Source organism: Natrinema gelatinilyticum, from assembly GCF_024266705.1.
Lineage (GTDB): Archaea > Halobacteriota > Halobacteria > Halobacteriales > Natrialbaceae > Natrinema > Natrinema gelatinilyticum.
Window position 1 is genome coordinate 248,740 of record NZ_CP100756.1, and the last position, 18,016, is coordinate 266,755.

Sequence of the window (18,016 nt, forward strand, 5' to 3'; positions counted from 1 at the left end):
CGCTCGAGGCGTCAGACGATCGCGTCTTTCTTCTCGGCTCTCTCTTCCGGCGCGAAGGCCAGGACAGTAAGTCGGTGTTTCTCCCGAAACCATGTGAACCCCTTACAGTGGCGGCACGGCTTCGTCCGGTACTGATGACGCGGTCTATCATCGATCAACACAGCGGCGAATCACAGTCACAGGAGGTCGAGACTGGTCTGTGTCCCGACTGCGAGACCGACACGGTCGTTCACGATCCGGACCGCGGCGAACAGGTCTGTGAGGAGTGCGGCCTCGTTCTCACGGAGGACCCCATCGATTACGGCCCGGAATGGCGTGCGTTCAACGCCCAGGAACACGACGAACTGTCGCGGGTCGGCGCCCCATTGACACAGTCGATGCACGATCGCGGTCTGACGACGACTATCGACTGGCGCAACAAAGACGCCAACGGCCATTCGATGTCGGCCGACAAACACGGCCAGCTCCATCGGCTCCGCGTCTGGCAGGAGCGAATCCGAACGAAAAACGCGGGCGAACGAAACCTGAAGTACGCCCTCTCCGAAATCGATCGAATGGTGAGCGCGTTAGGCGTTCCGAAGCCGGTGAAGGAAACGGCGAGCGTTATCTACCGACAGGCGCTCGAGCAGGACCTCATCCGCGGTCGGTCGATCGAGGGCGTGGCGACCAGCGCACTCTACACGGCGTGCCGTAAAGAAGACATTCCCCGGAGTCTCGAAGAAGTAACGTCTGTTTCACGGGTCGACCAGCGAGAGATCGGACGGACCTATCGGTACATCGCAGATGAACTGGACATTAACCTGGAGCCGACGAACCCCCGCCAGTTCGTCCCGCGGTTCTGCTCCGAACTCGACGTCGACAAAAACGTCGAGACCAAAGCGATAGAGATTATCGACCGGACGACTGAACAGGGACTCCACTCGGGCAAGTCACCGACGGGCTTTGCCGCGGCCGCAATCTACGCCGCCGGGCTCCTCTGTGACGAGACGATTCCGCAGCGAGCCGTCGCCGACACCGCACAGACGACCGTCGTCACCGTCAGAAATCGGTATCGCGAGCAACTCGAGGCTATCGACCAGCAGCCAGCTACATGACCGATCGGTCGTCCTCCTCGTAGACCTCGTCGTCGAGGAGTGCGTGCAGGTTACTGTACGGAACGAACGCGAGGAACTGGTCGTCGCCGTCGTATAGTTCGAGCCCGTTTTCGGTGTGATCGTACCGCGTGCAGGCGATCTGTCCTTCGGGAAGGATGGCACGGTACATACGAGTCCCCAGGCTGGCCAGACAAATATAGACACTGCCTCGGGAGGTGATGGGACCCGCTGGTGACCAGTCACCGAACGGGCCGAAACCGAAATGTCGCCCTATTACGTCTCGACCGACCACGACGATGCGTATCTGGCGATAGGAACCACGTCAGCGGTGCCACGATGACCACGTGTCAGGTGTCACGGCGCCAACGCGCCTGTCGGCACATGGGTCGAAGACGTGCAAGGCTGTGATCCGGTTCAGCAACCGTACGCTGCCCGTTCGGCACCGTAGCCGCCGTTGAGTAGTATCGACGAAGCGAACGCCGCTGACGACGAACCGAGCACCGTCGTGAAAGGGATTCAGTTCGATCGACCAGCCGTGCAATTCGAGAAGGCACCGAACTGAGCCGACCCCGATTGAACGGTTCGTTCAGCTGGCAGACACGGCCAGAGGAGACCGCAGTCTCATCGGTCCGACCGAGAGTGCGGACGGTGACGGTCCGCGGACACCCGGTAACTGATTGCGAGCGAAATCGGTTTACCCTCACCGGCGCTACGACCCGGCAGTGACCGACGAACGTTCTTCGACGTCTTCCGACGAGCGGCGAATCGATATCCCGGAGCCGACCGATGGGGAGCCGACCGTTTCCGGCGCGGAAGCCGACGAGAACGACGCGGGAAACGAGTTCACGATCGCCGACTTTCACGACGCCAGCCAGCGAGAGGGACGGCCCGTTCTCACGGCCGCGGCAGTCGCCCGCTCGCTCGAGATTCCCCACGAGCAAGCCAGCGCCCAGCTCGAAACGCTCGCGGACGCGGGCGACCTCGAACGGCTCTCTGTTTCGGCGGACCCCGTGGTCTGGTACCCGAGCGAACTCGAGGATCTCACGGATCGCGAGCGGGTGATCGTCTTTCCGAAACGGCGGGAGATCGTCGTCGATCGGCCGGACCAGTTCACGCGGGCACAGCTCTCGCAGTTCGCTCACCTTGCGGACGCCAATGGAGAGTACGGGTATCGCTACGTCGTTCGACCGGCCGACGTCTGGGGGACACCCCACGATTCGTTCGACCAGCTCGCGCGGACGATGCGGCAGGCGCTCGGACAGCGCTCCGAGGGACTCGAAGACTGGGTCGAGAGCCAGTGGGATCGGGCCCACCAGTTCCGGCTCGTGACACACGAGGAGGGCTACACCGTACTCGAAGCCCAGAGCCCAGAGATCATGGGGAACGTCGCACGGCAGAAACTGGACGAGGAGCACGTTCACGCGCCGATATCGGACACCGAGGACTGGGTTCGCGAGGGGGCCGAAGCCGCGATCAAGCGCATTCTATACGAGGCGGGCTATCCGGTTCAGGACCACCGCGAACTCGAATCGGGCGAGGAGTTACCGATCGACCTCCAGGTTCGGCTGCGCGACTATCAGCGGACCTGGGTCGACCGCTTCGATGAAGCTGGCGAGGGCGTCTTCGTCGGTCCGCCCGGCAGCGGGAAAACGATCGCCGCGATGGGCGCGATGGCCCGCGTCGAGGGCGAGACACTGGTACTGGTACCGAGCCGAGATCTCGCTCAGCAGTGGGCCGACGCGATCGGAGACTACACGTCGCTCGAGCGCGACCAGATCGGACAGTACCACGGCGGGCGCAAGGAGATTCGTCCGGTCACGATCGCTACCTATCAGATCGCAGGGATGGATCGTCACCGATCGCTGTTCGACGACCGAGAGTGGGGGCTGGTCGTCTTCGACGAGTGCCAGCACGTCCCGTCGGACGTCTACCGTCGGAGCACGCACCTGCAGTCCACGCATCGGCTCGGCCTGTCCGCATCACCGATCAGGGAAGACGACCGCCAGACCGAAATTTTCACGCTCGTCGGGCCGCCGATCGGCACCGACTGGGAGGCGCTGTTCGACGCAGGCTTCGTCGCCGAACCCGAACTCGAGATCCGGTACGTGCCGTGGGACGACGACGAACAGGCCAACGCCTACGGCTCTGCGGACGGCCGGGAGAAGTACCGGATCGCCGCGAAGAACCGGGGAAAGATCGACGAGGTTCGCTACCTACTGTCCGCTCACCCCGACTCGAAGGCGCTCGTCTTCGTCGATTACCTAGAGCAGGGTCGGGATCTCTCCGAGGCACTCGAGGTCCCCTTCCTCAGCGGCGAGACGCCCCACCACGAACGTCGACGGCTGCTCGAGGAGTTTCGGCGCAGCGAGCGCGACCTGCTGATCATCTCGCGGGTCGGCGACGAGGGGATCGACCTGCCGACGGCCGACCTCGCGATCGTTGCCTCGGGTCTCGGCGGCTCGCGGCGACAGGGTACCCAGCGCGCGGGTCGGACGATGCGCCCCGCTGGCGGGGCGCTCGTCTACGTCCTCGCGACGCGAGGGACGCGCGAAGAGGACTTCGCTCGGAAACAGCTCCAGCACCTCGGGCGCAAGGGGATGACGATCCGCGAGCAAGCGGTCGAGCGAGGCCCGAACTGATCCTGCGAGGGCGTTCGAGGAGACAGGACCGACAGACCGTCGAGGAACGAACCCCGAACCGAGGCCAATATTCAAGGTTGCGCATTCGGACTGTACAGATAGCATGAACGTACCGCGTTCGCTCGAGGTGGTGTGGCGGTGAGCGACGAACCGACGCAGCGCCAGATTCTGGTCGGTGAGACGTCCGACGGCGCGAACCTGAAACTACCGGTGGTCGAACTGCTCACCGGCCGCGGGTTCGTCACCGGGAAGTCCGGCTCCGGGAAATCGAACACCGCGTCGGTCATCGCAGAAGAGTTACTCGAGGCGGGCTATCCACTGCTCATCGTCGATACGGACGGGGAGTACTACGGGCTGAAAGAGGAATACGAGATGCTCCACGCGGGTGCCGACGAGGAGTGTGACATCCAGATCGGACCCGAACACGCCGAACAGATGGCCACGATCGCACTCGAGGAGAACGTGCCAGTGATCTTAGACGTCTCGGGGTACCTCGACGAGGACGTGGCGGACGAACTGCTCCGCGAGGTGGCCCGCCAGCTGTTCGTCAAGGAGAAGAAGCTCAAGAAGCCGTTCCTGCTGGTCGTCGAGGAGGTTCACGAATACATTCCGGAGGGCGGCGGCGTCGGCGAGACGGGCAACCTGCTGATCAAGATCAGCAAACGGGGGCGCAAACACGGCCTCGGAATTCTTGGAATCAGCCAGCGGCCGGCCGACGTCAAGAAAGATTTCATCACCCAGGCGAACTGGCTCGTCTGGCACCGGCTGACCTGGGACAACGATACCAAGGTCGTCGGCCGGATCATCGACACAGAGTACTCGGAACTGGTGGCTGATCTCGACGACGGCCAGGCATTCGTCCAGACCGACTGGACGGAGGTCGACGTCCGCAAGATCCAGTTCCGTCGGAAGCGGACCTTCGACGCCGGTGCGACACCCGGTCTCGAGGACTTCGAACGGCCCGAACTCAAATCCGTCTCCGACGCCCTGGTCGGCGACCTCCAGGAGATTTCCGAACGCAAGGACCGGGAACAGGACCGGATCCACGAACTCGAGAACGAACTTGACAAGAAAGAGAAGCGAATCGAGACCCTCGAAGACGAGTTATCCTCGGCGCGGGACGTTTCGAGTGCGGCCAAACAGATGGCCGACGCCCTGCAGAACACGGAGACGGTCCAGTCGCAACTGCCCGGCGGTAGCGAGGACCTCCGTCGTCTGCACGAAGAGATCGCCGAACTCGAGGCCGAACGCGACGAGTTACGGGAGAAACTCGACACCAGTGACGACCGGATCGACCGTCTCGAGGACGAACTCGCCGCTCGGACGGCGAAATTGAAGCGAATCCGGTCCGAAAACGATCAATTGCGCAACGTCGTCCGCGAACTCGAGCGCGAGCGGCCGTACGCGGCGAGCGACGAAAATGGGACGAGCGACGAAGGCGAAGCGAGCGACGGGGACGCTTCGTCGCCGATCGTTCAGGCCGGCGGCGAAGCCCACGAGTACGGATACACGCCGGTTGACGCGGACTCGAATGCGTCATCAGACGATGCCGAGGAGGCGGCCACGGCCGATGACGCTGCGTTCGTCGTCGCCGACGAAGAACGCGAACTCACAGATTTGCTCGAGGTTTCCGCGATCCGAAACCGGGTAGAACGCGCGTGCGAGGGCTCTCAGTGTTCGATCGAGACCGCCGAGGAGATCCTCGGCGTGTTCGCACGCGACGGGGCGCTCGAGACCGGGCCGGTTGCCGATCGGGTCGACCGGTCGGCGGTTGCGGTACAGAGTCTCCTGTCGGAACTCCGGACGGAAGGAATGCTCGAGCGAACCGGCGAACGGACGTACGCGTTGAGCGACGAGGTTCGCATCGCGCTGGCCGAGACTGCGACGGCTGAGTGAAGACCGTCCGTATCGAAATTCCTCGGGGAGTCGACGGGGACTCGGTGCTGTGGCGGAGACGACTCGGCACTACTGAAACGGCGACGCGGACCTGATGCCAGCGAGGAGCCAAAGCGAACGTTGCACGGCCGAAACGCCGAGGCGCACTCAGCGTCGCAGTCGATCGCCGACGGCCTCGATCGCCGACGCGTCGATCCCCTGGTGGACCGGGAGTACGATCATTTCTTCCGAGAGCAGGTTCGAGGTCGCGTACGCATCGTTTTCGTAAACCGATCTGCGGAGTATCGGCCAGTTGTGGGCCCCGACGACGCCGCAGTCCTCGAGTTCCGCCTGAAACGCCTCCGGTTCGTCGGCTCGGACGGGAAATTCGTACGGACTGATCCCCTCCGGAAGCCGTTCGTAGACGACAGCAACGTCGTCACGAGTGGTCAGGACACGTTTCCAGGCTCGGTAGTTTTCCCGTCGGGCCGTTCGGATCGCCGCGGGATCCGCGGTGTCGGTGACTGCCTTGGAAATCTTCGACATCGGGACTTTAGTCGCCTCGTATCGGGCTTCGGGATCGACGCTCGACGGGTCACAGTCACTGTCGGCCAATAGCGTTTCGACCGATCGGTGGAGCGATCGACTCGACCCGAGAACCGTTTCGGCGACAGAGGTGGCCACGAACAGGCAGTCGGTCGCGGCGACCCAGTTCGACGGGCCGGCGAGCGACGACGGTTCGAACGCCTCGCGAACCGAATCGGCTGTGCGGTACAGGATCGCTCCGTCGGGAACCGGGAGGAGTTTTCGCAGCGTCGTTATCCCGAGATCACCGGTCGTCCCGAGCAAGGTCCCGTCGGCGACGCTGAGCGGCGCGTGTGCGTTATCGTCGATGTGATAGCAGTCGTACTCGTCGGTCAGCGATGAAATCGTCTCGAGACCGGGCTGTGGAAAGCCGAAGTAGTTGACCGACATGATGGCGACGGTGTCGGCGTCCATTCGAGATTCGAGGTCGGCGAAGTCGGGTGCGAACGTTTCCTCGATCGCGTAGAATCGCGTCTCGAGACCGAGGTCGCGAAACGGTTCGACGACCGCCGGAGAGAGATAGGCTGGAACGAGAACGTTTTGACCGGGCTCGACGAGATTTGCCATGCCGTCTCGGAGCGCGACTTTCCCGGCGCCGTAGTACGTATAGTCGACAGTCGGGGCGTGTTCGTCGACGAACGAGTCGATTCCGACGTCCCCCGACCGCGTGAGTGAAGCATCGAACACGGAGGGGGTAGCACTGATCATACGTGTAACTGTAATTCGGATAACGATACGGTGATCATCGTCGTAACGGTAGCGGTCACAGCACCCATCGACATAATACAGAAACGACCGACCCCTTAGTGATACAGTCAGTACCGTTCGTGGTGATTTTGCAATCGATACTTACAGTCGCCGGCGACGACACGGCCTGTGCCACAATATCGACCTTACAGTCTACAGTACGAGCCTATAGACGGCCAGCACTTGCATAACAAAGCACGGGCGGACGAATACCGCGTCTATGGCAGGTTCGACCGACGAAGAAAACCTTCGTCTGCTCGTCGTGGGACTCGATGCAGGCTGTCGGCCGATACTCGAGCCGCTGTTCGAGTCGGGCGAACTCCCGACCCTTCGGCGACTGTTCGATACCGGGACGTCGGGGCCGCTCGAGTCCCAGATTCCACCGTGGACCGCGAGCGCCTGGCCGTCGCTGTACACCGGGAAGAACCCGGGAAAGCACGGCGTCTACGACTTTCTCACGTTCGATGGGTACGACTGGGACGTCGTCAACGCGACCCACGTCAGAGCGCGACCGATCTGGGAGCTACTGAGCGACCACGGATTCTCGAGCGTCATCGTTAACGTCCCGGTGACGCATCCCGCTCGAGAATTCGACGGTGCCCTGATTCCGGGGCTGACAGCCCCCGAGGACCCGGACTGTCACCCGGCCGGGATACTCGAGGACGTCAAGATGGCTTGCGGCGGTGAGTACTGGCTCTACCCTCAGAGCGGTCCGGTATCGGACCGGTCGATCGAGGGGTACGAACGGACGATCGAACTGCGGGGGACGGCGTTTCGATATCTCTGTCGACGGATCGATCCGGACTTCGGATTCCTCCAGTTCCAGCAGACCGACTCGGCGTTTCACGAGCGACCGGGCGACAGGGACGCGATCGAAGCGGTGTACCGGGAAGTGGACCGACAACTGGACGAGACGCTTCAGAAAGCCGATCCCGAGAACGTCCTCGTCGTCAGCGATCACGGAATGGGAACCGTAACGGGGACCGAGTTCCGCGTCAACGAATTTCTTCGTGACGCTGGATACGTCACTGCTCAAAGCGGCGGTGAGGGAATGCCGAACTGGTCGAAAGCCTGGGAGAACGACCTGCTCGAAGGGGCCGAAGCCGGAGCGCACGAGCCAAGTCCACTCGAGCGAGTGATGAACCTCGCGGCGAAAGTCGGAATCACGACGCAGCGCGTCGCGAACGCGCTCGACCGCGTCGGACTGAAAGAACCGATCGGCAAGCGAGTTCCAAACGACGTACAGCGGGCGGCAAGCGAACAGGTGGACTTTCCGAAGTCGCGTGCGTTCCTCCGTTCGAAGAGCGAACTCGGCGTCCGCATCAACCTCGAGGGGCGCGAACCGAACGGGCAGGTTCCCGAGTCGGCGTACGAAACCGCTCGCGGGGACATAATCGACGCGCTATCGGAGGTACGGACGCCGGATGGGGAGGCGATGTTCGACGCTGTCGAACCCCGTGAGGCGTATTTCGAGGGGCCACACGTCGACAAGGGACCCGACATCGTGACGGTTCCAGCGGAATTCGACAACGCGATCTCCGCCGACCTGGGCAAGGCACAATTCGGCGAGCCGATGGAGCCATGGAACCACAAGCGAACCGGCGTCGTTGCGGCCACCGGACCGGCGTTCGAAGACGCGGTCAGGCTCGAGGGTGCGACGATCCTCGACGTTGCACCGACGATCTGTTCGCTGTTCGACGTTCCGATCGATGCGGCGATGGACGGCGACCCGCTCCCAGTGATCGATGGGGGCGAGGAGCAATCGTATCCGGCCTACGATCCGGCACCGATCACGGCGACCGACGATGGAGCGGTCGAAGACAGACTTTCCGATCTTGGCTACCTATGAGCGTCGAGATACGCGTCCTCGATCCAGACACCGATGCCGAGGAGTGGAACCGCTACGTCGAACGATCCGACGGATCGAATCCCTTTTTCCGAGCCGAGGCGCTCCGATTACAGGCCGAGGACACCGGGACGAAACTGCACTTACTGGCCGGGTTCAAAGGGCAGGAGCCGGTCGGCATCTTTCCCGTCTTCGAGTACAGGAAAGGGCCGATCAGCGGCGCGTTTTCTCCGGCACCCTACTCGTGGGCGAGCTACCTCGGTCCGTCCCTGTTGAACGTCGACAAACTCAAACAGCGAAAGGCCGACAGGCGGACCAAACGGTTCCTCGATGGCTGTCTCGAGTGGATCGACGAGGAAATTTCACCGCTGTACAGCAAGTTCGTCACTGCGGAGTTCGACGACATCCGCCCGTTCGTCTGGAGCGAGTACGACGTCAAGCCCGGCCACACGTACATCGTCGATCTCGAGGGAAGCGAGGACGATCTACTGAAACGATTCAGCAGCGACGCGCGGAGAAACATTCGAAACGCGGACGATGACGAGTACGACATCACGGTTGGCGACACGGACGACGTTGAACGCATCGTCGATCAAGTCCGCCAACGGTACGAGAATCAGGGGCAAGCGTTCCAATTGAGTTCCGACTTCGCGTGCTCTCTCCACGAACAGCTTCCCGACGGTTCTCTTCAACCGTACGTCTGTCGGGCCGACGGCGAGTTGCTGGGAGGCATCCTCGTCCTCGAATCCGATCGGATGCGGTACCGGTGGCAGGGCGGCGTCAAGCCGGACGCCGACGTCGACCTCGCGATCAACGATCTGCTCGACTGGAACGTCATGCGCGACGGACTACGGAACGGGATCGGCGAGTACGACCTCGTCGGAGCCGGCGTCCCGAGCATCAACCGGTACAAGGCGAAGTTCAATCCACGCCTCGAGACACACTACGAAATCACGGCGGGGACGTTCGGGATCAATTTGCTGGTCGATCAGTACAAGAAATATCGATAGCACGGAGTGTGCTCCCCCGAGCGCTTCTTATTCTGTTTCGGAAATTCGGTATCTCGATTTTCGAGCGTCCTCGAGGCAGGCTCTGCTCGTGACCAGCTCCCTGTCCTCGAGTTTGCCGAGCGCGTAGCGGACGGTTCGTGGGCAGAGCCGGGATTCGGCCACGATGCCTGCTTGGGTCAGCGGTTCCTCGTACTCGAGGACCTTGTAGACGAGTTTCGCACTCGGTGGGAGTTCGTCAGGGACACCGTCGGTCTGGCGAGGGGTGCGATCGCGACTGTGTTCGCTGGTCTCTGCGGCCTCGTCGACCTCGGTCTCCGATTCGGTTGCGCTCATGGATGCCATCTCGATCGTTCCTCGGAAGCGCGTTCGAATTGCAGCGTTCGCGTTCTCGGTCCGCCGTGACGTATCGCGATAGTCGGCGGAGTCACAGTCGTGTCTGTTCCCGGAAATCGGTCGTCTACAGCGAGCCGTAGCGATTTCATTTTCGGTCAAAATTACCGGCGTGGAACACATATACCGCACCGACAGTTCAAAAATACAGGGAGGAACTAACAGCCGTTCAACGGAGTTTGAGCGCTCGGTGGCCGGAGCGAGAACGGCGGCTGAACGTGCTATGAGGCCGTCTGCTTGCCGAGAGACGAGAGTCGAAGTTCGTCCGCCGTTACGGTGTTAATCCGTGCATAGTAAGGCGATAGCTACCCTCATTGAGGCATATGTTTGGAACCAGTGGGATTCGAGGTCGGATCGGTGACGAGGTGACCGCGGAGTTGGCACTCGCCGTTGGACGCGCAGTCGGTTCGGAGGGGTACGACCGGGTCGTCATCGGTCGGGACGTCCGCGAAAGCGGATCGATGCTCGTCGATGCAATCGTGGCGGGACTGTGCGAATGTGGCTCCGACGTGCTCACGGTCGGGGTCGAATCGACACCGACGATTGCCCGTGCGGTCGCTCGCCTCAAAGCCGATGCGGGGGTCGTAGTGACGGCGTCGCACAACCCGGAAACGGACAACGGGATCAAACTCTGGAACCCGTCGGGGAAAGCGTTCGGTTCAGCACAGCGCGAGGCGATTGAGCGACGTGTGAGGCAGGACGAGTACGAACTTGCCGCCTGGAACGGTGTCGGGAGTCGCCATCGTCGCGACGGCGTTCGAGAGAGTCACGTAAAGACGCTCCGGAAGTCGGTCTCCCTCGAGCGTTCGCCTAGCGTCATCGTTGACGTCGGAAACGGTGCCGGTGGGGTGACGGCATCAGTTCTCGACGACCTGGGCTGTCGAGTTCGGACACTCAACGGGCAGGAGGACGGTTCGTTCCCCGGACGGCCGAGCGAGCCGACGGCGGAGACCCTCGAAACGCTATCGACGCTCGTCGAGCAGACGAACGCCGAACTCGGGATCGGTCACGACGGCGACGCCGATCGCATGCTGGCCGTCGACGAGTCAGGGACGTTCGTCCCGAAAGACGCGTTGCTCGCTCTGTTCGCTCGAGAGGCAGCGGGTAACGGTGATCGGGTCGCCGCACCCGTCGATACGAGCCTCGCCGTCGACGACGCGCTCGCAGACGTCGGCGCGTCGGTAACCAGGACGCAGGTCGGCGACGTGTACGTCGCAGCGCGGACGACGGAAGCCGACGTCGTCTTCGGCGGCGAACCCAGCGGTGCCTGGATCTGGCCCGAGGAGACGTTGTGTCCGGACGGACCGCTCGCGGCCTGCAAACTGGTCGAACTCGTCGCGAGCCGAGGACCGCTCTCCGACCTCGTCGCAGAGATCGACAGGTATCCGATCCGACGAACGTCGGTCGAGGTCGAAGACAAAGCTGCGGTGATGGCCGAGATCGAGGACAGGGTGACCGAGCGATACGACGAGATCGACACGCTCGACGGCGTCCGGATCGAAACCGCCGACGGCTGGTTCTTGCTTCGCGCGAGCGGAACGCAACCGCTGATCCGAGTGACGGCAGAAGCGCGTTCGGAATCCGACGCCGATGCGCTGTTCGAAGATGCGCAGACGGTGATAACCGAGAGCCACGCAGCGAAATCTGAGGGATCGAACTCGGACGGATAAATCAACGCTTGCGAAGTTGGATAGCGTCCGATCGGTCGGAGAAAAACTGGACGGTGGGAACGTATTCGAGACGGCAGGTGATGGGACGGTTATCTTCGCTCTTCGGGGATGAAATCGGACGTCTTCATCTCACGGTACGTTGCGCAGTCAGGGCAGGCATGGACGACGTCACGGTTGTCACCGAAAACGCGGGCAAACTGTCGGGTCACTTGGTTGCCGCAGTTGACACATCGGGGGGCGGTCGTTTGCTGGCCGGACGTCATTGGCGTCCAGTTCGCGGATGGGTCCGTCGACATCATCATTTCATAACCATACTACGGTATTTACTATAGACCGCATAATCGGAATCGCGGATAGTAGTCCCGTATTTCGCCCGTTTGGCACCTGTAAGAGAGACTGTTCGGATATCGAGAGTATCAGTAGCTCATCCGTGAGAAATACGATATTTCGGTCGAGTAATCAAGTATTTAGCACCGATAGACGAGCAATAATAACAGTAGGGAAACACCTACAAGCCGGATTCGAGGATCGGTTGGTGACGTGCGCACGGCTCCTGGCTCTCTCGGCCGCGAGACGGGACAGTGTAACAGCCGTATAATTATCCACCGGATCGAGGTACATCGATGCGATGATCGCGATCGTTCTTACAGCAGGTGAGGGGACCCGGATCAGACCCCTCTCTGCATCACGGCCCAAACCGATGCTCCCTGTCGCTGATCGGCCCCTCGCTGCACATACGGTCGACGCAGCTATCGACGCCGGTGCCGACGAAATCGTCCTCGTCGTCGGGTACAAAGGCGAGACGGTCCGAGAGTACTTCGGCCGCGAGTATCGCTCCATCCCGGTGTCCTACGCCGTCCAGACGGAGCAGGCAGGAACGGCCGACGCCGTCAGCACCGCCCGTGAACACATTGACGGTCCGTTTGTGGTGTTAAACGGCGACAATCTGTACGATCCAGCCGCGATCGGGCACCTGTTCGCGCGGTGTCCCGCGGTCTGTGCCGCCGAGGTAGACGCCCCCCAACACTACGGCGTCCTGAGCACGACCGACGGTACCGTCACCGACATCGTCGAGAAGCCTGATTCTCCTCCGTCAAATCTCGCAAACGCCGGCGCATACGCGTTCCCCCAGGCCGCCGCTGAGTGGCTCGAGGTGCCCGAAAGCGAACGAGGCGAACACGAGATCACGGACGTCCTCGCGCGCGTCATCGAGAACTACGCCGTCACACCAGTGACCCTCGAACGGTGGCTGGACGTCGGCCGACCCTGGGAGTTGCTCGAAGCGAACGAGTGGAAACTCACCGAGATCGACCGCCGAATCGATGGTTCGGTCAGTGACGCGGCCCACCTCGAGGGCACCGTGGTCGTCGAGGAAGGGGCGACGGTGAAGCCGGGCGTCGTAATCGAGGGTCCGGCGCTGATCCGTACGGGGGCGACCGTCGGACCGAACGCCTACGTTCGCGGGGCGACGATGATCGGCCCGGACGTCTCGATCGGAAACAGCGTCGAGGTAAAAAACAGCGTCATTTCGCGCGGGACGTCGGTCAGCCATCTCTCGTACATCGGCGACAGCGTCCTCGGGCGGAACGTCAACGTCGGTGCGGGGACCAACGTGGCGAACCTGCGCCACGACGACCGCGATATCAAATTCACGGTCAACGGTGATCGAATCTCGACTGGACGCCGGAAATTCGGCGTCGTCGCCGGTGATGGCGTCAAGACCGGTATCAATACGAGTCTGACACCCGGACTGAAACTTACATCCGGCGTAACCACCACATCCGGCGAAACGGTCGAACGAGACCGGTGATCGTTCGGTCCGTCGCCCGTTCGAGACTCGATTAGCCGAGCGCACCGGCCGTAGCTATCAGGTAGTCCCTTTATACACCGGCGAACCCCTAGCCTAACTGGAGGGTGTCGGTCGATACTCACGATCCGGACACACCGTAACCGGGGCCTCGATCGCTACAGTAACCCTCCACGTTCGATTTCGACATCGTTCGAGTACGGGTCGCTCTTTACCGATGCCGTGTGGACCTGAGATTACGGGGGTGGTCTCTCGTCCTGCGGCCTCGAGACCCTTACTCAAGGCGGAGTCCGACAGGTATCCGAGTCGTCTTCCCAATCGAAGAGCGGAGTGTGTCTCTCACGGATCGACGGGGGTCAATTCTCGACCGATCGTTTGCGGCGACGTGAGTGGGTCCGTGGATTTACCCCCCCGAGGAAATCCTCGGGGAGTGCCAGAACGGGAACGGCTCCTCGAGCGAGATCCGAAGCCGGAACGGAAACGGCCCCGTCCAATTATCGACACCGTGAGGAACCGGTAGAATGGCCGGTTATTCGACTGTGACGCTCTTCGCGAGATTTCGAGGTTTGTCGATCGGTCGATCGAGGAGGTCGGCAGCGTGATAGGAGACGAGCTGAAGCTGGACGTTCGCGAGCAGCCCCGCGAGGTCCGGGTCGGTGTCGGCAATCTCGAGGTGCTCGTCTGCGACCTCGACCGCTGGGTGGTCGGCCGGACAGACCGCAACGACGGGCGCACCGCGTGTCTGAGCCTCCTCCGCGTTTTTCAGGGTCTTTTCGTCCTCCTCACCAGTGAAGATCGCGAAGACCGGCGTCGCGGGTGTGACCAGTGCCAGCGGACCGTGTTTGAGTTCGCCAGAGGCGAATCCTTCGGCGTGCTCGTACGTGATCTCCTTGAATTTTAGTGCTCCCTCGAGTGCCACGGGGTACCCGAGGCCGCGTCCGATGAAGAAGTACGCCTGGCTGTCCTCGTAGCGTTCGGCGATCGCTGCGGCGTCCGAGTCGTCGAGCACGTCGTCGATCGCACCGGGCATCGACGCGAGCTCCGGCAGAAGCGACTCGAGGTCAGCCGGCGGTTCTCCCTGGCGATCGCTGGCGATGCGCTGGCCAAGCAGCGTGAGGATGACGGCCTGCGAGGAAAACGTCTTCGTTGCTGCGACGCCGATCTCGGGGCCTGCCCGAATGAAGAGGGCGTCGTCGGCTTCGCGAGCGGCCGTCGATCCGACGACGTTCGTCACCGTCAGCGTCCGCGCACCCTCGGCCGTCGCCTGGCGAAGGGCACTCAAGGTGTCTGCCGTCTCACCGCTCTGGGTGACGGCGATCACTAGCGTGTCGTCGTCGGTCGGCGGGGCCGAAACGCTGTACTCGTTCGCCAACAGCGCGGTCGACCGCACACCGGCCTGGTTTAGTATCAGCGAGCCGTACAGCGCGGCGTGATAGGACGTCCCGCAGGCGACGAACTGAACAGTGTCAATTTCCTCGAAGGTCCCTGGTTCGAAATCGGAGAGCGCGATCCGGCTGTTCGTGGGGTCGATTCGACCTTCGATCGCCTGTGCCAGCGACGTCGGTTGCTCTGTGATCTCCTTGAGCATGAAGTGGTCGTAGGCACCTTTGCCAGCCTGCTCGGGGTCCCAGTCGACCGTCTCCGACGTGCGCGTGATCGGATTCCCGTCGAGGTCCGTGAACTCGACGCCGTCTTCGTCGACGACGACGACGTCGCCATCTTCGAGGTAGACCACGCTGTCGGTGTACTCGAGGAAGGCCGGAACGTCGCTTGCGAGGAAGTACTCGCCGTCTTCGATCCCGACCACGAGCGGGGAGCCCTGTCGAGCCGCATAGAGGACGTGTTCGCCCGACACCATCGCGGTGATAGCGTAGTTCCCCTCGAGTTCGTCGATCGCCTGTCGGAACGCCGTCTCGCTGTCGAGCCCCGCGTCGAGGTAGTACTGGATGAGATGCGGGATGACTTCGGTGTCCGTCTCGCTCGAGAACGCGTAGCCGTTCGCCACCAGCCGCTCCCTGAGCGCAGCGTAGTTCTCGATGATCCCGTTGTGAACTACCGCGACGTCCTCGCTTTCGTCGGTATGCGGGTGTGCGTTCGCGTCGGTCGGCGGTCCATGGGTGCTCCAGCGGGTGTGTCCGATCCCGACTTCCCCCCTGAGCGGTTCGCCGATCGATTCTTTCAACTCCTCCACCTTTCCGGAGCGTTTCTGTACGTTGATGCCGGAGCCGTTCTGGACTGCGATACCGGCCGAATCGTACCCCCGATATTCGAGGTTCTCGAGCCCGGTCAAGAGGGACTCGAGAGCGTTACCGTCGCCCACACGCCCGATGATCCCACACATGATCAGATCACCGCCTGTGGGTCCGTCGGGAATGCTGGTGTAACTCTTCCGTCGCGTCGGTTCCCGCCGACGCTGCAACGACTCGACCGCTCTCCGAATGTGATGGTAGAGATGACGTGGTGTTCTGCCTGTCAATGGCGATTGTTCGAACCGCCGAACGGTACGCAACCATGAGAGGAGTTCAAACCTCCCGAACCCATTACTATAGACGGGCTACTGGCCCCCGTAGTCTTCGTGTACTTCACCGGTAGCGTTTGGCTGTGTTTCTAGTCGACGACGACCGGCTCCGAATCGGGAGGCCGGCCTCGGAAAGCGAATCGACGGTTGGTAGTGCTTTCGGAGCCTCTTTTCGTGGACCATCGGGACCGATGGAAAAGTACGGTGAACGAACAGTGTGTTCCTCTCGAGTACGGAGCGACGAACGGGACGCAACGCCCATCTCGTGGGAGTTAGGGAGTGAAAACTGTCATCGGCAGTCGAGGGTGGGACACTCCGTCGCGACCGAGCCGTCGGCTGCTCCCTGCGCAAGCTCCATCCGCTATGACGCCCCAGGGTAGGGTCGAAGGTGAGTGCTCGAAACGAAATGAATCGCCACACCTTTTGCAGTGGGTCTGGCACTCGCCAGTATGGGTTTTGGTAGCTACGACGAATCTGAGCAACAAGAGCAAACGACCGACGACGAGGACGTAGACGCCGTTAACGTCCACCAAAACGACCATCAGGGAGAGATGTCGTTCGAGTCCGATGTCTCAACGGACGAACTGGTGTCCCAGCTCGGCTCCATGAAAGACGACGACGACGAATAATCAGGGCGTACACTGACAGCGGCTCGAATTCAGTCTGCTTCGAATTCCCCTCCACCGACGCGACAATGGGCCGTGCCGGGTCGGCCCCGGTCGATGCCGCCTCGAGACGGTCACCGAACCGATTGCTCCGGTAGATTCGATCCGAGTCGGAGAGAAGTCTCGATCGAACCAGTCTCAGAATCAGACGAGAAGCCGTATCTGGCCACTCCACGGGGCGCTCGTGCGCGACGAGAGCTCGTCCGGACTCTCCAGGGATTGTCCCCGTACCTGCGTGGACAATCGTTCGAACTCTCCGTGTGCCCGCCTCCGTAGTCGCTCGAAACCATCGGTCCGCGTGTCGAACCACCGCACGTCTCGGTCAGGAGAGGGTTGCACCGCAGAGTTCGCCGATCGCTCGCCGCAGTCGCTGGGAGATTGCCGACTTCGAGACGTCGAGTCGATCCGCGAGTTCGTCCTGAGAGATGCCGCGTGGAACGTCGAAATAGCCTTCCTCGTGTGCGACGGCCAGCAGTTCCTGTTGCTTGTCGGTCAGAGCGACGACGCCGTCGTCCCGGTCATCCGACACGCGAAGGTGATCGACCGTGACCGAGATATCATGGTCACGACAGTAGTCGTTGAACGCCACGAGCCGTTCCCGATCCGGGAACCGAAGCTGAACCAGCCAGCCGTCGCGGGAACTCGAGAGTCCGAGCAAACGACCCCCGACCTCGGCGGTCGCGGCAATGAACGTGACCGCACGGTCGGCCAGTGTGACTCGATAGACTCGTCTGTCGGGGTAGCGATCGACGAGGACCGGATCGGTGACTGTCGAATCCGTCTCGAGGACGGTCTCGAACCGCTCGAAGTTTGTTCCGTAGACGGTGACGAAGACGAGCGTCCGATCTGATTCGACGGAAGTCCAGTACTCGGGTTCGACGGTGACGTCTCGCGTTCGTCCGAGTGTCGGGCGCAGGAACAGGTTCGGGTGGTCGAGGCGGAGTTGAGCGACAATCCCGCCGTCAGCCTCCGACCGAATTTTCGTTCGATCACCGTCGGCGTCGACGTCGGTTACGGCATCGCCCATTTCCTCAGTATCGGCGAAGTCAATGCTCATTCGACCACCCGCGGTGCGGGTGCCCGACCGCCGTAATAGCTTCTTACCTCGAGCGCACTCATTGAATGGCTCATTAGGACCCGAAAAGATGATGGTGGCCGCTAGATACGGAA

14 protein-coding genes are annotated in these 18,016 nt (G+C 62.0%); 8 read left to right on the plus strand and 6 right to left on the minus strand.

From position 1 onward, the window contains the following. Positions 1 to 134 precede the first annotated feature (134 nt). Complete coding sequence (locus NJU76_RS01135; protein ID WP_254530978.1) at positions 135 to 1,094, plus strand: transcription initiation factor IIB; 960 nt, start codon at positions 135 to 137, stop codon at positions 1,092 to 1,094. Here NJU76_RS01135 and NJU76_RS01140 read toward each other — a convergent pair. Next, positions 1,087 to 1,263 carry a hypothetical protein gene (locus tag NJU76_RS01140; RefSeq protein WP_254530979.1) on the minus strand — a complete coding sequence of 59 codons (177 nt, stop codon included), beginning with the start codon at positions 1,261 to 1,263 and terminating at the stop codon, positions 1,087 to 1,089. The genes NJU76_RS01135 and NJU76_RS01140 overlap by 8 nt on opposite strands. Positions 1,264 to 1,816: 553 nt before the next feature. Between NJU76_RS01140 and NJU76_RS01145 the strand changes: the two genes are divergently transcribed. Next, the gene (locus tag NJU76_RS01145) at positions 1,817 to 3,733 is read left to right on the plus strand and encodes a DEAD/DEAH box helicase (RefSeq protein ID WP_254530980.1); all 1,917 of its coding nucleotides are present in this window, start codon (positions 1,817 to 1,819) and stop codon (positions 3,731 to 3,733) included. A gap of 138 nt (positions 3,734 to 3,871) precedes the next feature. Further along, positions 3,872 to 5,629, plus strand: coding sequence for an ATP-binding protein (locus tag NJU76_RS01150; RefSeq protein ID WP_254530981.1), 1,758 nt, complete (start codon positions 3,872 to 3,874; stop codon positions 5,627 to 5,629). Positions 5,630 to 5,776: 147 nt separating this feature from the next. On the opposite strand, the gene NJU76_RS01155 is transcribed toward NJU76_RS01150, so the two are convergent. Continuing rightward, entirely contained in the window at positions 5,777 to 6,901 is a 1,125-nt protein-coding gene (locus NJU76_RS01155) for a DegT/DnrJ/EryC1/StrS family aminotransferase (protein WP_254530982.1), read from the minus strand. A 259-nt stretch (positions 6,902 to 7,160) separates the two neighbouring features. Between NJU76_RS01155 and NJU76_RS01160 the strand changes: the two genes are divergently transcribed. Both NJU76_RS01160 and NJU76_RS01165 read left to right on the plus strand, forming a co-directional pair. Beyond that, entirely contained in the window at positions 7,161 to 8,789 is a 1,629-nt protein-coding gene (locus NJU76_RS01160) for an alkaline phosphatase family protein (RefSeq protein ID WP_254530983.1), read from the plus strand. Beyond that, positions 8,786 to 9,796: a lipid II:glycine glycyltransferase FemX gene (locus tag NJU76_RS01165; RefSeq protein ID WP_254530984.1), complete on the plus strand. Its 1,011-nt coding sequence runs from the start codon at positions 8,786 to 8,788 to the stop codon at positions 9,794 to 9,796. The genes NJU76_RS01160 and NJU76_RS01165 overlap by 4 nt, the downstream gene beginning before the upstream one ends. Positions 9,797 to 9,823: 27 nt before the next feature. Here the strand turns inward: NJU76_RS01165 and NJU76_RS01170 are convergent, their stop codons facing one another. Further along, on the minus strand, positions 9,824 to 10,129 hold the full coding sequence (locus NJU76_RS01170; RefSeq protein WP_254530985.1) for a MarR family transcriptional regulator: 306 nt from the start codon (positions 10,127 to 10,129) through the stop codon (positions 9,824 to 9,826). Between the two features lie 380 nt (positions 10,130 to 10,509). On the opposite strand from NJU76_RS01170, the gene glmM reads away from it, so the two are divergent. Beyond that, positions 10,510 to 11,856 carry a phosphoglucosamine mutase gene (gene glmM / locus NJU76_RS01175; protein WP_254530986.1) on the plus strand — a complete coding sequence of 449 codons (1,347 nt, stop codon included), beginning with the start codon at positions 10,510 to 10,512 and terminating at the stop codon, positions 11,854 to 11,856. An 89-nt stretch (positions 11,857 to 11,945) separates the two neighbouring features. Here the strand turns inward: glmM and NJU76_RS01180 are convergent, their stop codons facing one another. Then, positions 11,946 to 12,152 (minus strand): DUF7563 family protein, encoded by a 207-nt coding sequence (locus tag NJU76_RS01180; RefSeq protein ID WP_254530987.1) that lies wholly within the window; start codon positions 12,150 to 12,152, stop codon positions 11,946 to 11,948. Positions 12,153 to 12,484: 332 nt separating this feature from the next. Here NJU76_RS01180 and glmU point away from each other — a divergent pair, with 332 nt between their 5' ends. Continuing rightward, on the plus strand, positions 12,485 to 13,666 hold the full coding sequence (gene glmU, locus NJU76_RS01185) for a bifunctional sugar-1-phosphate nucleotidylyltransferase/acetyltransferase (RefSeq protein ID WP_254530988.1): 1,182 nt from the start codon (positions 12,485 to 12,487) through the stop codon (positions 13,664 to 13,666). A 526-nt stretch (positions 13,667 to 14,192) separates the two neighbouring features. Here the strand turns inward: glmU and glmS are convergent. Continuing rightward, a complete protein-coding gene (gene glmS / locus NJU76_RS01190; protein ID WP_254530989.1) occupies positions 14,193 to 16,004 on the minus strand; it encodes a glutamine--fructose-6-phosphate transaminase (isomerizing) in 1,812 nt (603 codons plus the stop codon). 626 nt (positions 16,005 to 16,630) lie between these two features. On the opposite strand from glmS, the gene NJU76_RS01195 reads away from it, so the two are divergent. After that, positions 16,631 to 16,810: a DUF5786 family protein gene (locus NJU76_RS01195; protein WP_254530990.1), complete on the plus strand. Its 180-nt coding sequence runs from the start codon at positions 16,631 to 16,633 to the stop codon at positions 16,808 to 16,810. A gap of 358 nt (positions 16,811 to 17,168) precedes the next feature. Here the strand turns inward: NJU76_RS01195 and NJU76_RS01200 are convergent, their stop codons facing one another. Then, the gene (locus NJU76_RS01200; protein WP_254530991.1) at positions 17,169 to 17,903 is read right to left on the minus strand and encodes a helix-turn-helix domain-containing protein; all 735 of its coding nucleotides are present in this window, start codon (positions 17,901 to 17,903) and stop codon (positions 17,169 to 17,171) included. Positions 17,904 to 18,016: the final 113 nt, after the last annotated feature.

What these genes read in the sequence shown, in the direction of transcription:
- glmU (WP_254530988.1), top strand. Translation starts at nt 12,485, where the DNA reads ATGATCGCGATCGTTCTTACAGCAGGTGAGGGGACCCGGATCAGACCC.
- NJU76_RS01195 (WP_254530990.1), top strand. Translation starts at nt 16,631, where the DNA reads ATGGGTTTTGGTAGCTACGACGAATCTGAGCAACAAGAGCAAACGACC.
- NJU76_RS01135 (WP_254530978.1), top strand. Translation starts at nt 135, where the DNA reads ATGACGCGGTCTATCATCGATCAACACAGCGGCGAATCACAGTCACAG.
- NJU76_RS01160 (WP_254530983.1), top strand. Translation starts at nt 7,161, where the DNA reads ATGGCAGGTTCGACCGACGAAGAAAACCTTCGTCTGCTCGTCGTGGGA.
- glmS (WP_254530989.1), bottom strand. Translation starts at nt 16,004, where the DNA reads ATGTGTGGGATCATCGGGCGTGTGGGCGACGGTAACGCTCTCGAGTCC.
- NJU76_RS01180 (WP_254530987.1), bottom strand. Translation starts at nt 12,152, where the DNA reads ATGTCGACGGACCCATCCGCGAACTGGACGCCAATGACGTCCGGCCAG.
- NJU76_RS01170 (WP_254530985.1), bottom strand. Translation starts at nt 10,129, where the DNA reads ATGAGCGCAACCGAATCGGAGACCGAGGTCGACGAGGCCGCAGAGACC.
- NJU76_RS01165 (WP_254530984.1), top strand. Translation starts at nt 8,786, where the DNA reads ATGAGCGTCGAGATACGCGTCCTCGATCCAGACACCGATGCCGAGGAG.
- glmM (WP_254530986.1), top strand. Translation starts at nt 10,510, where the DNA reads ATGTTTGGAACCAGTGGGATTCGAGGTCGGATCGGTGACGAGGTGACC.
- NJU76_RS01140 (WP_254530979.1), bottom strand. Translation starts at nt 1,263, where the DNA reads ATGTACCGTGCCATCCTTCCCGAAGGACAGATCGCCTGCACGCGGTAC.
- NJU76_RS01200 (WP_254530991.1), bottom strand. Translation starts at nt 17,903, where the DNA reads ATGAGCATTGACTTCGCCGATACTGAGGAAATGGGCGATGCCGTAACC.
- NJU76_RS01155 (WP_254530982.1), bottom strand. Translation starts at nt 6,901, where the DNA reads ATGATCAGTGCTACCCCCTCCGTGTTCGATGCTTCACTCACGCGGTCG.